At 70.6% G+C, this 13115-nt stretch carries 11 protein-coding genes; 8 read left to right on the top strand and 3 right to left on the bottom strand.

All coding sequences use genetic code 11. The features are described from left to right. Positions 1–29 precede the first annotated feature (29 nt). Positions 30–1232 carry an acetyl-CoA C-acetyltransferase gene (locus tag OHA88_RS17505; protein WP_328626221.1) on the bottom strand — a complete coding sequence of 401 codons (1203 nt, stop codon included), beginning with the start codon at positions 1230–1232 and terminating at the stop codon, positions 30–32. Positions 1233–1367: 135 nt separating this feature from the next. Between OHA88_RS17505 and mce the strand changes: the two genes are divergently transcribed. The 7 genes from mce (at position 1368) to OHA88_RS17540 (ending at position 10960) form a co-directional block, all read left to right on the top strand. Then, positions 1368–1796 (top strand): methylmalonyl-CoA epimerase, encoded by a 429-nt coding sequence (mce, locus tag OHA88_RS17510; protein ID WP_030916038.1) that lies wholly within the window; start codon positions 1368–1370, stop codon positions 1794–1796. Between the two features lie 165 nt (positions 1797–1961). Beyond that, complete coding sequence (scy, locus tag OHA88_RS17515) at positions 1962–5756, top strand: polarized growth protein Scy (RefSeq protein WP_328626222.1); 3795 nt, start codon at positions 1962–1964, stop codon at positions 5754–5756. A gap of 185 nt (positions 5757–5941) precedes the next feature. Beyond that, positions 5942–6880 (top strand): cellulose-binding protein, encoded by a 939-nt coding sequence (locus tag OHA88_RS17520; RefSeq protein WP_328626223.1) that lies wholly within the window; start codon positions 5942–5944, stop codon positions 6878–6880. A gap of 87 nt (positions 6881–6967) precedes the next feature. Beyond that, positions 6968–7966 carry an ABC transporter ATP-binding protein gene (locus OHA88_RS17525; RefSeq protein ID WP_328626224.1) on the top strand — a complete coding sequence of 333 codons (999 nt, stop codon included), beginning with the start codon at positions 6968–6970 and terminating at the stop codon, positions 7964–7966. 5 nt (positions 7967–7971) lie between these two features. Continuing rightward, complete coding sequence (locus tag OHA88_RS17530) at positions 7972–8751, top strand: ABC transporter permease (protein WP_326605805.1); 780 nt, start codon at positions 7972–7974, stop codon at positions 8749–8751. A 191-nt stretch (positions 8752–8942) separates the two neighbouring features. Then, the gene (locus OHA88_RS17535; protein ID WP_328626225.1) at positions 8943–10079 is read left to right on the top strand and encodes an ABC transporter ATP-binding protein; all 1137 of its coding nucleotides are present in this window, start codon (positions 8943–8945) and stop codon (positions 10077–10079) included. Then, positions 10076–10960: an ABC transporter permease subunit gene (locus OHA88_RS17540; RefSeq protein WP_328626226.1), complete on the top strand. Its 885-nt coding sequence runs from the start codon at positions 10076–10078 to the stop codon at positions 10958–10960. The genes OHA88_RS17535 and OHA88_RS17540 overlap by 4 nt, the downstream gene beginning before the upstream one ends. Positions 10961–10981: 21 nt before the next feature. Here OHA88_RS17540 and OHA88_RS17545 read toward each other — a convergent pair whose 3' ends face one another. Continuing rightward, on the bottom strand, positions 10982–11311 hold the full coding sequence (locus tag OHA88_RS17545; protein ID WP_328626227.1) for an ATP/GTP-binding protein: 330 nt from the start codon (positions 11309–11311) through the stop codon (positions 10982–10984). A 209-nt stretch (positions 11312–11520) separates the two neighbouring features. Between OHA88_RS17545 and OHA88_RS17550 the strand changes: the two genes are divergently transcribed. Then, on the top strand, positions 11521–12573 hold the full coding sequence (locus OHA88_RS17550) for an LLM class flavin-dependent oxidoreductase (protein ID WP_326605802.1): 1053 nt from the start codon (positions 11521–11523) through the stop codon (positions 12571–12573). 77 nt (positions 12574–12650) lie between these two features. Here OHA88_RS17550 and OHA88_RS17555 read toward each other — a convergent pair whose 3' ends face one another. After that, the gene (locus OHA88_RS17555) at positions 12651–13043 is read right to left on the bottom strand and encodes an SCO5389 family protein (RefSeq protein WP_030971516.1); all 393 of its coding nucleotides are present in this window, start codon (positions 13041–13043) and stop codon (positions 12651–12653) included. Between the last annotated feature and the right edge of the window lie 72 nt (positions 13044–13115).

Genomic DNA, 13115 nt, shown 5'->3' on the forward strand with positions numbered 1-13115 from the left:
TTCGCTCTGCAGCTGCGTACGTACGACTACTACTTGCCCGGAACGCGAATGATCAGCGCATCGCCCTGGCCGCCACCGCCGCACAGCGCTGCGGCACCCGTGCCGCCGCCGCGCCGCTTCAGCTCCAGCGCCAGGTGCAGCACCACACGGGCACCGGACATCCCGATCGGGTGACCCAGCGCGATCGCGCCGCCGTTGACGTTCACCTTTTCCGGGGAGACACCGAGGTCCTTCATCGACTGGACGGCGACGGCCGCGAACGCCTCGTTGATCTCGATGAGGTCGAGGTCCTCGACGGAGAGGCCGTCCTTCTTCAGCGCGTGCTTGATCGCGTTGGACGGCTGGGACTGCAGCGAGTTGTCCGGGCCCGCCACGTTGCCGTGCGCACCGATCTCGGCGATCCAGTCCAGGCCCAGCTCCTCGGCCTTGGTCCTGCTCATCACGACGACCGCCGCGGCGCCGTCGGAGATCTGCGAGGAGGTGCCGGCGGTGATCGTGCCGTCCTTGGCGAAGGCCGGGCGCAGCTTGCCGAGGGACTCCACGGTCGTCTCGGCGCGGATGCCCTCGTCCTTGGAGAAGAGGACCGGGTCGCCCTTGCGCTGCGGGATCTCGACCGGGGTGATCTCGGCCTCGAAGAGACCGTTCTTCTGGGCGGCGGCGGCGCGCTGGTGGGACAGGGCGCCGATCTCGTCCTGGGCCAGGCGGTTCAGACCGAGGCGGGTGTTGTGCTTCTCGGTGGACTCACCCATCGGGATGTTTTCGTACGCGTCGGTCAGACCGTCGTACGCCATCGAGTCGAGCATCTCGATCGCGCCGTACTTGTAGCCCTCGCGCGACTTCGGGAGCAGGTGCGGGGCGTTGGTCATGGACTCCTGGCCACCGGCCACCACGACGTCGAACTCGCCGGCGCGGATCAGCTGGTCGGCCAGCGCGATCGCGTCGAGCCCGGACAGACAGACCTTGTTGACGGTGAGCGCCGGAACGTTCATCGGGATGCCGGCCTTGACCGCGGCCTGGCGTGCCGGGATCTGCCCCGCCCCGGCCTGGAGCACCTGACCCATGATCACGTACTCGACCTGGTCGCCGCCGATGCCGGCCCGGTCCAGCGCGGCCTTGATGGCGAAGCCGCCGAGGTCGGCTGCGGAGAAGCTCTTCAGGGAGCCGAGAAGACGCCCCATGGGCGTACGGGCGCCCGCGACGATCACTGAGGTGGTACCGGTCGTTCCAGGCATGAGGCACGGCCCCTTGGATTAGATGTGAACGAGGGTTTACTCGAATGTACTGAGCGGTACCCCGCCCGTCATCCGGCAGCGGGTGTGATCGCGCGCACGTTGCGTAACCATCGGTGGAGCGCTCCACTGTTGTCCATGCTGACGCGAATCGACCACATCGGGATCGCCTGTTTCGACCTCGACAGGACTGTCGAGTTCTACCGCTCGACCTATGGCTTCGAAGTGTTCCACTCCGAGGTGAACGAGGAGCAGGGCGTGCGGGAGGCCATGCTCAAGATCAATGAGACCTCGGACGGCGGTGCCTCCTACCTCCAGTTGCTCGAACCCACTCGCGAGGACTCGGCCGTCGGTAAATGGCTGGCCAAGAACGGCGAGGGGGTCCACCACATCGCCTTCGGCACCGCAGACGTCGACGCGGACGCCGCGGACATCCGTTCCAAGGGCGTCCGGGTGCTGTACGACGAGCCCAGGACCGGGTCGATGGGGTCCCGGATCACCTTCCTGCACCCCAAGGACTGCCACGGCGTCCTCACCGAACTGGTCACGTCCGCAGCGGAGCACTGACCTCCGGATACCTGGCCCGGTAGAGTGGGCAATTCCGGGCCGGGGCCGGGTCGGGGCCGCGCCGCGTCCCCAGCCGTTGATCTGTCACCATTCCCCGGGGGACCGTTCGCCGGCGAACGGTACTCGTTTGGAGAGTTGCGACCAGGGGACGGATGGGACCGCGCAGTGCGGGGCTACGAACGCCAGGAGAGCCACCGAGCTGACGACGACCACCTCTCGCGGTTCGAAGCCGAGATGGATCGGCTGAAGACCGACCGGGAGAAGGCCGTCCAGCACGCCGAGGACCTCGGTTACCAGGTCGAGGTCTTGCGCGCCAAGCTGCACGAGGCTCGGCGCAATCTCGCGACCCGTCCCGCGTACGACAGCGCGGACATCGGCTACCAGGCCGAACAGCTGCTCCGTAATGCCCAGATCCAGGCCGAACAGCTGCGTACCGACGCCGAGCGCGAGCTCCGTGACGCCCGGGCGCAGACGCAGCGGATCCTGCAGGAGCACGCCGAACACCAGGCCCGGCTGCAGGCCGAGCTGCACAACGAGGCCGTGCAGCGGCGGCAGCAGCTCGACCAGGAGCTCGCGGAGCGCCGCCAGACCGTCGAGTCGCACGTCAACGAGAACGTCGCCTGGGCCGAGCAGCTGCGGGCCCGGACCGAGTCCCAGGCCCGCCGGCTGCTCGACGAGTCGCGGGCCGAGGCCGAGCAGGCCCTGGCCGCCGCCCGCGCCGAGACCGCCCGACTGGCGGACGAGACCCGGCAGCGGCTCGGCTCCGAGGCGGAGTCCGCCCGCACCGAGGCCGAGACGATCCTGCTGCGCGCCCGCAAGGACGCCGAGCGGCTGCTCAACGCCGCGTCCAGCCAGGCGCAGGAGGCCACCAGCCACGCCGAGCAGCTGCGTACGTCGGCGAACGCGGAGACCCAGCAGACCCGGCAGCAGACCGCCGAGCTGAACCGGGCCGCCGAGCAGCGCATGCAGGAGGCCGAGACGCAGCTGCGCGAGGCCCGCCTGGAGGCCGAGAAGGTCCTCACCGAGGCGAAGGAGGCCGCGGTCAAGCGGCTGGCCGGCGCCGAGTCGCAGAACGAGCAGCGCACTCGTACGGCCAAGTCGGAGATCGCCCGGCTGGTCGGCGAGGCCACGAAGGACGCCGAGGCGCTGAAGGTGGAGGCCGAGCAGGCGCTCGCCGACGCCCGCGCCGAGGCGGAGCGGCTCACGTCCGAGGCGACGGAGAAGGCCCGCACAGCGGCCGCCGAGGACACCGCGGCCCAGCTCGCCAAGGCGGCCAGGACCGCCGAGGAGGTGCTGACCAAGGCGTCCGAGGACGCGAAGTCCACCACCCGGGCGGCGAGCGAGGAGGCCGACCGGATCCGCCGCGAGGCGGAGGCCGAGGCGGACCGGCTGCGCGGCGAGGCGGCGGAGCAGGCCGACCAGCTCAAGGGCGCGGCCAAGGACGACACCAAGGAGTACCGGGCCAAGACGGTCGAGCTGCAGGAGGAGGCGCGCAGGCTGCGCGGCGAGGCCGAGCAGCTGCGCTCCGAGGCGGTCGCCGAGGGCGAGCGGATCCGGGGCGAGGCCCGCCGCGAGGCCGTCCAGCAGATCGAGGAGGGCGCGAAGACCGCCGAGGAACTGCTGTCCAAGGCGAAGGCGGACGCGGAGGAGCTGCGGACCTCCGCGGGCACCGAGAGCGAACGGGTCCGTGCCGAGGCGATGGAGCGCGCCACGGTGCTGCGCAAGCAGGCCGAGGAGGCCCTGGAACGGGCCCGCGCAGAGGCCGAGCGGCTGCGTACCGAGTCCGAGGAACAGGCGGAGTCCACCACGGCCGCGGCCGAGCAGGCGGCGGCGGAGCTCCGTGAGGAGACCGAGCGCGCGGTCGCGGCCCGGCACGCCGAGGCGGCCGACGAGCTGATCCGGCTGCACACCGAGGCCGAGACCCGGGTCACCACCGCCGAGCAGGCGCTCACGGACGCGCGCGCCGAGGCGGATCGGATCCGGCGCGAGGCGAACGAGGAGTCCGAGCGGCTGCGTGCGGAGGCCGCCGAGCGGCTGCGCGCCCTGCAGGAGCAGGCGGAGACCGAGGCCGAGCGGCTTCGCGACGAGGCGGCGGCTGATGCGTCGCAGTCCCGTGCGGAGGGCGAGGGCGTCGCCGTACGGCTGCGCAGCGAGGCGGCCGCCGAGGCGGAGCGGCTCAGGACCGAGGCACAGGAGAGCGCCGACCGGGTGCGGTCCGAGGCCGCGGCCGCGGCCGAGCGGGTCGGCACCGAGGCCGCCGAGGCACTGGCCGCCGCCCAGGAGGAGGCGAACCGGCGTCGCCGCGAGGCCGAGGAGACCCTCGACGCCGCGCGCACGGAGGCCACCCAGGAGCGCGAGCGGGCCCGCGAGCAGAGCGAGGAGCTCCTTGCCTCCGCCCGCAAGCGGGTCGAGGAGGCGCAGGCCGAGGCCCAGCGGCTGGTCGGCGAGGCGGACACCCGGGCGACCGAGATGGTCTCCGCCGCCGAGCAGACCGCCCAGCAGGTACGGGATTCGGTCTCCGGGCTCCAGGAGCAGGCCGAGGCGGAGATCGCCGGGCTGCGCTCCACCGCCGAGCATGTGGCGGAGCGGACGAAGTCCGAGGCGCAGGAGGAGGCGGACCGGGTCCGCGCCGACGCGTACGCGGAGCGGGAAAGGGCCGGCGAGGACTCGGCACGGATCCGCCGGGAGGCCCAGGAGGAGTCCGAGGCCGCGAAGGCGATGGCCGAGCGGACCGTCAGCGACGCGATCACCGAGTCGGAGCGGCTGCGCACGGACACCGCGGAGTACAGCCAGCGGGTGCGTACCGAGGCGTCGGACGCGCTGGCCTCGGCCGAGCAGGACGCCGCGCGCAGCCGCGCGGAGGCCCGCGAGGACGCCAACCGGATGCGTTCGGACGCCGCGGCCCAGGCCGACCGGCTGGTGGGCGAGGCGACGGGCGAGGCCGAGCGGATCCTGGCCGAGACGACGCAGCAGACGACCGAGCTCGTCGGCGACGCCACCAACGAGGCGGAGCGGCTGCGTGCGGAGGCGGCAGCCACCGTCGGCTCGGCGCAGGAGCACGCAGCCCGTACCCGCGAGGAGTCGGAGCGGGTGCGCGCCGACGCGGAGGCGGCGGCCGAGCAGATGCGCGGGGAGGCCCGCGAGGAGGCGGACCGGCTGCTCGACGAGGCGCGCGAGGCGGCGGCGAAGCGCCGTGCCGACGCCGCCGAGCAGGCCGACCAGCTCGTCAACAAGGCCCAGGAGGAGGCGTTGCGCTCCGCCACCGAGGCCGAGAAGCAGGCCGACACGATGGTCGGCGCGGCCCGCAAGGAAGCCGTGCGGATCACCGCGGAGGCGACCGTCGAGGGCAACTCCCTGGTGGAGCGGGCCCGTGCGGACGCGGACGAGCTGCTGGTCGGCGCCCGCCGGGATGCCACGGCCATACGGGAGCGGGCCGAGGAGCTCCGGGCCCGTCTGGAGAGCGAGATCGAGGAGCTGCACGACCGGGCGCGGCGCGAGACCTCCGAGCAGATGAAGACGGCGGGCGAGCGCGTCGACAAGCTGATGAAGGCGGCGACGGAGCAGCGCGAAGAGGCTGCGGCGAAGGCCAAGGAGCTGCTGTCGGACGCGAATTCGGAGGCGAGCAAGGTCCGGATCGCCGCGGTGAAGCGGGCCGAGTCGCTGCTGAAGGAGGCCGAGCAGAAGAAGGCCAGCATGGTCCGCGAGGCCGAGAAGCTGCGCGCCGATGCCGAGCAGGAAGCGAAGAAGACGGTGGACGAGGGCCGTCGCGAGCTCGATGTCCTGGTGCGCCGGCGCGAGGACATCAACACGGAGATCTCCCGTGTCCAGGACGTCCTGGAGGCGTTGGAGTCCTTCGAGGCACCGGGCGGCGGTAAGGGTGCGGGCGGCGGTTCCACGGGCGGTGTCAAAGCCGGGGCCTCGGCCGGCACTCGATCGAGTGGCAAGTCGTCCGAGGGGTAGTCACCCGGTCGAGTCAGATGCTTCGACAAGGAGGTTCGCCCCTCCGAGTGGCAAGGGTTCGGGGGGTTAGCCACTCAAAAGGGGTGTCATTCTCCAGATCAAACGGGCATCCGCTCGATGACACGCCGCTCGGGCCCCTAGGATTCCCCCTATCACCTCACCGGTCTTACTTCGACAGGAACCCCATGAGTGACCCTTCCTCCCCCTTCGGCTTCGAGCTCGTGCGGCGTGGTTACGACCGCGGTCAGGTGGATGACCGCATTACCAAGCTCGTCGCCGACCGTGATAGTGCTCTCACCCGCATCACGTCTCTGGAAAAGCGCATCGAGGAGCTGCACCTCGAAACGCAGAACGCCCAGGCCCAGGTAAACGACGCGGAGCCGTCGTACGCCGGCCTCGGTGCGCGCGTGGAGAAGATCCTCCGCCTCGCCGAGGAGGAGGCGAAGGACCTGCGCGAGGAGGCCCGTCGCGCCGCCGAGCAGCACCGCGAGCTCGCCGAGTCGGCGGCCCAGCAGGTGCGCAACGACGCCGAGTCGTTCGCCGCCGAGCGCAAGGCGAAGGCCGAGGACGAGGGCGTACGCATTGTCGAGAAGGCCAAGGGTGAGGCCACCTCGCTGCGCACCGAGGCCCAGAAGGACGCGGCGCAGAAGCGCGAGGAGGCGGACGCCCTCTTCGAGGAGACCCGCGCCAAGGCTGCCCAGGCCGCCGCGGACTTCGAGACCAACCTGGCCAAGCGCCGCGACCAGTCGGAGCGCGACCTCGCGTCCCGTCAGGCCAAGGCCGAGAAGCGCCTCGCCGAGATCGAGCACCGTGCCGAGCAGCTCCGCCTGGAGGCCGAGAAGCTCCGTACGGACGCCGAGCGCCGGGCCCGCCAGACGGTGGAGACCGCGCAGCGCCAGGCCGAGGACATCGTGGCCGACGCGAACGCGAAGGCCGACCGGATCCGCAGCGAATCGGAGCGCGAGCTGGCGGCGCTCACCAACCGCCGCGACTCGATCAACGCGCAGCTGACCAACGTCCGCGAGATGCTGGCGACGCTGACCGGTGCCGCGGTGGCCGCCGCCGGTGCGCCGGTGGACGACGAGCCCGTCACCCGTGGGGTCCCGGCTCAGCAGACCCGCTGACCCCGCAGTACCTCAGCTGTACCCCTTGCGCGCCCGGTTCCGCCCCTTGTGGTGGCGCCGGGCGCGCGCCCGTTCTAGCGTGAGCGCATGATCGAGCTTGACGGTCTCACCAAGCGCTTCGGCAACAAGGTTGCCGTCGACCACCTCTCATGCCAGGTCAGGCCTGGAATGGTGACGGGTTTTCTGGGCCCGAACGGGGCCGGAAAATCCACCACGATGCGGATGATGCTCGATCTCGACAATCCGACGAGCGGATCGGTGCGGATCAACGGCAAGCACTACCGCGAGCTGTCGGAACCCCTGACGCACATCGGCGCGCTGCTCGACGCCAAGTCGATGCACGGCGGCCGCAGCGCGTACAACCATCTGCTCTGTCTGGCGCAGAGCAATCGCATCCCGAAGAGCCGCGTCCCGGAAGTTCTCGACACCGTCGGCCTGAGCGCGGTGGCGAAGAAAAAGTCCAAGTCGTTCTCCCTCGGTATGGGTCAGCGGCTCGGAATCGCGGCCGCGCTGCTCGGTGATCCCGAGATCTTGATGTTCGACGAACCCGTCAATGGTCTGGACCCCGAGGGAATTCACTGGATTCGCAATCTGATGAAGACGCTCGCGGCGGAAGGCCGGACGATCTTCGTCTCCTCGCATCTGATGAGCGAAATGGCCCTCACCGCAGAACACTTGATCGTCATCGGCCAGGGCCGACTGCTCGCCGACACCTCGATGGCGGACTTCATCCACCAGAACTCGCGCAGTTACGTACGGATGCGCTCCCCGCAGCAGGAACGGCTGCGCGATGTGCTGCACGAGGCGGGCATCATCGCGGTCGAATCGGGGAGCGGCGTGCTGGAGATCGACGGCGCCACCAGCGAACAGCTCGGCGAGCTGGCCGCGCAGCACCGGATCGTGCTGCACGAGCTGAGCTCCCAGCAGGCCTCGCTGGAGGAGGCGTTCATGCAGATGACGGCGGACTCCGTGGAGTACCACGCCCACGCGGACCACGCCGGGCCGCCCACGGCGCTCGCGGGCCCGCAGTGGGGCGAGCAGTGGAAGCTGCAGTCCGGCACCCCCGGCCCCGGCAAGGGGGTGTGACGACGATGGCATCGGTACCCGCGGTCCTGAACTCCGAGTGGACCAAGATCCGTACGGTCTCCTCGACCACCTGGACCCTGATCTGCGCGTTCGTCGTCACCGCGGCGATGAGCGCGGCACTCTGCGCACTGATGAACGCCCAGTTCGACGATCTCCCCGCACGGGAGAGGGCCACCTTCGACCCGGCCTTCCTCAGCTTCTCCGGCATGATCCTCGGCCAGCTGGCGATGGTCGTCTTCGGTGTCCTGGTCGTCGGGACGGAGTACAGCTCCGGCATGATCCGCACCTCGCTGGCCGCCGTACCGCAGCGCGGCTCGTTCCTCTTCAGCAAGATCGCGATCGCCGGCGTCCTCTCCCTGGTGGTCGGCCTCGCCACCAGCTTCGTCACCTTCTTCCTCGGCCAGGCCCTGCTCGGCGACCACCGCACGGACATCGGTGCGGACAACGTCCTGCGCGCGGTCTTCGGTGGCGGCGTCTACATGGGCCTGATCGCGATCTTCTCCATGGGCGTGGCCACGATGCTGCGCAGCTCGATGCTGTCGCTCGGCATCCTGATGCCGTTCTTCTTCCTGGTCTCCCAGATCCTGTCGGCGGTCCCGGGCACCAAGAACGTGGCCCGCTACTTCCCCGACCGGGCCGGCTCCAAGATCATGCAGGTGGTTCCGGACGCCATGAACACCGACCCGGCCCCGTACGGACCGTGGGGCGGGCTCGGCATCCTGGCGGCGTGGGTGGTGGCCGCGCTGATCGGCGGCTACCTCGTACTCAAGAAGCGGGACGCGTGAACCCGGAGGAAGCGGCAGGAAGCGCAGGAAAGCAGGGGAAAGAGATCCGGTTCGGTCCGATACGTGGGTGACGCACCCCTGCAACGGCTTGGCCGGAACCGTCAAGGCCTGGATATCCTCCTAACTCTTACGGGGGGCGTGCGGCCGGTCGGCCTGGGCCCCGACGACAGATAAGTCGATGGGGCTGGAGCATGATCGAGGCAGTCGGCCTGACCAAGCGCTACGGCGCGAAGACGGCCGTGTACAACCTTTCCTTCCAGGTGCGGCCGGGTGCCGTCACCGGATTCCTCGGTCCCAACGGGTCGGGCAAGTCCACCACCATGCGCATGATGCTCGGCCTGGACCGTCCGACATCGGGCCATGTGACGATCGGCGGGCACGCCTTCCGCAGCCTGCCGAACGCCCCGCGCCAGGTGGGTGCGCTGCTGGACGCCAAGGCGGTGCACGGTGGCCGCAGCGCCCGCAATCACCTGCTCTCGCTGGCCCAGCTCGCCGGAATTCCGGCCGCCCGGGTCGACGAGGTGCTCGGCGTCGTCGGTCTGCAGGAGGTCGCGAGGAAGCGGTCCAAGGGGTTCTCGCTCGGCATGGGGCAGCGGCTCGGGATCGCGGCGGCACTGCTCGGCGACCCGCAGGTGCTGCTCTTCGACGAACCGGTCAACGGTCTCGACCCCGAGGGCATCCTCTGGGTCCGCAACCTGATGAAGATGCTCGCCTCAGAGGGGCGCACGGTCTTCGTCTCCAGCCACCTGATGAGCGAGATGGCGCTCACCGCCGACCATCTGATCGTGATCGGCCGTGGGCAGCTGCTCGCCGATATGAGCGTCAAGGACTTCATCTCCGCCAACTCGGCCGATTTCGCCCGGGTGCGGGTCCCTGACGCGCAGCCGGAGCTGCGGGAGAAGCTGACCGCGTCGATCACCGAGGCGGGTGGCCGGGTCATGTCGGAGCCGGACGGGGCGCTGCGCGTCACCGGGCTGCAGCTGTCGCGGATCAGCGATCTGGCGCACGAGTCGGACGTCCGGCTGTGGGAGCTCTCGCCGCACCAGGCCTCGCTGGAGGAGGCGTACATGCGGATGACGCAGGGCGCCGTGGACTACCGCTCGACGGTGGACCAGAAGGCCGGGCTGCAGCAGCCCATGATGGGCGGCGGGTACGCGCAGCCGCCCGTCCAGGAGGTGCCGCAGCAGGGCTGGTACGCCCCGCCGCCGCCCGGACAGAACCCGTACGCGGCGCCCCCCGTGGCCGCCCCGGCCGCAGCCGCCCCGGCCGTGCCCGCCGCCGGCCCCGCAGACCCGACCCAGCGCGACACCAGCGAGGACGCCCGATGACAACGCCGCCGACCCCGCAGGCGCCGTACCAGCAGCAGGCGCAGCAGTATCCCCCGGCCCCGCAGCAGAACTGGCAGGGGGCATCCGCCGGCCTCTACGCCTCGCCGATCCCGCAGCGGCGTGCCACCCTCGGTGACGCGCTCGCCTCCGAGTGGACCAAGATCCGTTCCGTGCGCTCCACGATGTGGACGCTCGGCATCATGATCGTGCTGCTGCTCGGCATCGGCCTGCTGTCGGCGGTGGCCGTCGAGGCGTCCGATGCCGAGCTCGGCAACACCCCCGTGCTCAGCCTCGGCTTCTTCGGGGTGCTCCTCGGTTCGATCTGCGTGATCACGCTCGGCGTGATGACCATCGCCTCCGAGTACGGCACGGGCATGATCCGTACGACGCTGACGGCCTGCCCCAGCCGCGGCCGGGTGCTGACCGCGAAGGCGGTCGTCTTCTTCCTGCTCACCTTCGTCATCACGACCGTGACGACCGCGCTCGTCGCGGTGCTGCAGACGGCCATGCTGGGCGGCATGGAGCCGACCGGCGGCGACTGGCTGCGCGCCACGGTCGGTGTCGGCCTCTACATCGCGACGCTGGGGCTGCTGTCGCTCGCGGTGGGCGCCCTCATCCGGCACTCCGCCGGCGCGATCACGATCATGATCGCCGTGGTGCTGCTGCCGCTCGTGCTGGCCATGTTCATGTTCTCGCAGTCGCTCGCCGACGTGCAGCAGGCGCTCTTCGAGTACTCGATCCCCAGCCAGCTCGGCGCGTTCTACGACGCGTCGGTCGCCTCGTCGGGGCCGTCCGGCTGGGAGCCGCTCTGGATCATCCTCGGCGTCACGGCCGTGGCCATGATCGGCGCCTATGTGTCGCTGGACAGGCGCGACGTCTGACCGGTCACCGGCCGGCGCAGCTCAGTAGCGCGGCGCGTTCCTGGACCGCTGCACCCTTGTGGTGCGGCGGTCCTTCGCATTCCAGCAGGCCTTGTGCCAGTGCCTGCGGTCGTCGATCCCGCCGTACTCGGACCAGGCCACGAGATGCGGAACGCCGGACGGGATCTCCTGGTCGCAGCCGGGGCAGCGGTACCGCTTGCCCGCCGCGCTCGCGCCGCTCACCGGGCGGACCGACCACTGCTCGCCCTGCCACTCCTCTGCGCGCCCGCCCCCGCCGTACCGCTCGAACGCCTCGCTTGCGCTGCCGGTGGGACTCTCGCCGCCTCGGGGGCGGTTGCGGCGCGGGGACACGTGACACCTCACTGGGCGGGCGGGCAGTTCCCGTCCAGCGTAGGGCCATTCGGACGGGGCAGGCGTCCAGGAGGCCCCGGAACGGGACCGGGACAGGACCGGGTTACCGGAAAATCGCAACAACTTCGCCGTGGACCGTGCCTTTGGCACGTGTCAGACGTTGTTGCCTATAGGGGAGAGCCGCGTCGGCCACAAGGAGGCAATTGGCGATGCGCGTGGGAACGTTTGTACTGGCAGCCCAGTTTCCGGGCCAGGGGCCGGGTGAAGCGCTGCATCGCGCGATCCGGTCCACCGAGGTCGCGGAGGAATCCGGACTCGATTCGGTCTGGCTGGCCGAGCATCATTTCGTGCCGTACGGGGTCTGCCCGTCCGCCGTCACCCTGGCCGCGCTGCTGCTCGGCCGCACCCGCAGAATCCGGGTCGGTACGGCGGTGAGCGTGCTGCCGTCCCAGCATCCGGTGGCGCTCGGCGAGCAGGCCGCGCTGCTCCATCTCACCAGCGGGGGCAGGTTCTCCCTCGGCGTGGGACGGGGCGGCCCCTGGGTGGATCTGGAGGTGTTCGGAGGGGGCCTGGAGGCCTACGAGAACGGCTTCCCCGAGTCGTTGGAGCTGCTGCTCGACTGGCTGAGCAAACCGCGTGTGGCGGGCCGTGGGGAGCGATTCGGCTTCCGGGAGGTCGCGGTGGTCCCCCGCGCCGACGAACTGCTCGACGAGCACCGCGAGGACACCGCACAGGGGCCGGGCGGCCCCGAGGTGATCGTCGCGTGCACCTCGCCGAAGAGCGTGAAGCTCGCCGCGGAGAACGGCCTGCCGATGCTCCTCGGCATGCACTGCGGGGACGAGGAGAAGGCCGAGATGGTCGCCCTGTGGCGCTCCACCGCCCTCGCCGCCGGCCGTTCCCCGGAGAGCGTCCGGGACGCGGGCCATGTCTCCGCGGGCGTCGCCCAGATCACGGACCGGCGCGAGGAGGCCGTGGAGACGCTCGTGAAGGCGATGCCGGGCTGGCTGAGGCAGGGGCTCGACGCCCATGTCACGGTCGACGGCAGGCACCGGGTGATGCGCGATCCGGTCGCGTATACGGAGTTGCTGTGCAGTCTTCATCCGGTGGGCCCGCCCCGGCTCGCGGCCGACCGGCTCGCCGCCACCGCCGAGCGGACGGGCATCACCAGGTTCGCGCTCCTGGCGGAGGGTTCGGGAGATCTCGCGGCCACGGAGGAGAACGTAGCGCGGCTGGGCACCGAGGTACTGCCACTCCTGACATGAACACCCGTATGAGTACGGGGAGCTGCCGCCCCGGAGCCAGTTGCACCTCCCGCGGCCCGGAGCGACAGCAGAAGCGTTCAGCAGTCCCGTAGTTCGGGCGACTGGTTGAGCAACTGACCTCTCACCGAGGTGAATCGGGCCAACCGCTCGTCGACCGAGGCGTCCAGCGGGAACACCGCGACGCGGTGGCAGTTCTGGAATGCCAGGCGCACCCCGAAGTGCCGCTGCAGCGCGCCGCGTATCGCATCACTCGCGAGCGCACGCAACAGCTGACCACGTGCCTGCTCGTCCGGCGGCGGCGTCTGGTTGTCGGCGAACTCTCCGCCGTCGACCTTCAGCTGGGCCACCAGAGAGCTGATCATCTCCCATGCGTAGGGCAGGGAGGTCCGGACGCAGTCGACGAAGTCGGCTTCGTCGACCTCGCCTCGCTCGGCCTGTTCCAACAGCGCCGGTGAGACGTCGAGCGACATGGGTTCTCCTCTCGCGACCCCGGCGGACGGCCGGGGCCTTACGGGCAGGGAAGGAGGACGGCGACGCAGCGT

Source organism: Streptomyces sp. NBC_00353, assembly GCF_036108815.1.
In the GTDB taxonomy this organism is placed as follows: Bacteria; Actinomycetota; Actinomycetes; order Streptomycetales; family Streptomycetaceae; genus Streptomyces.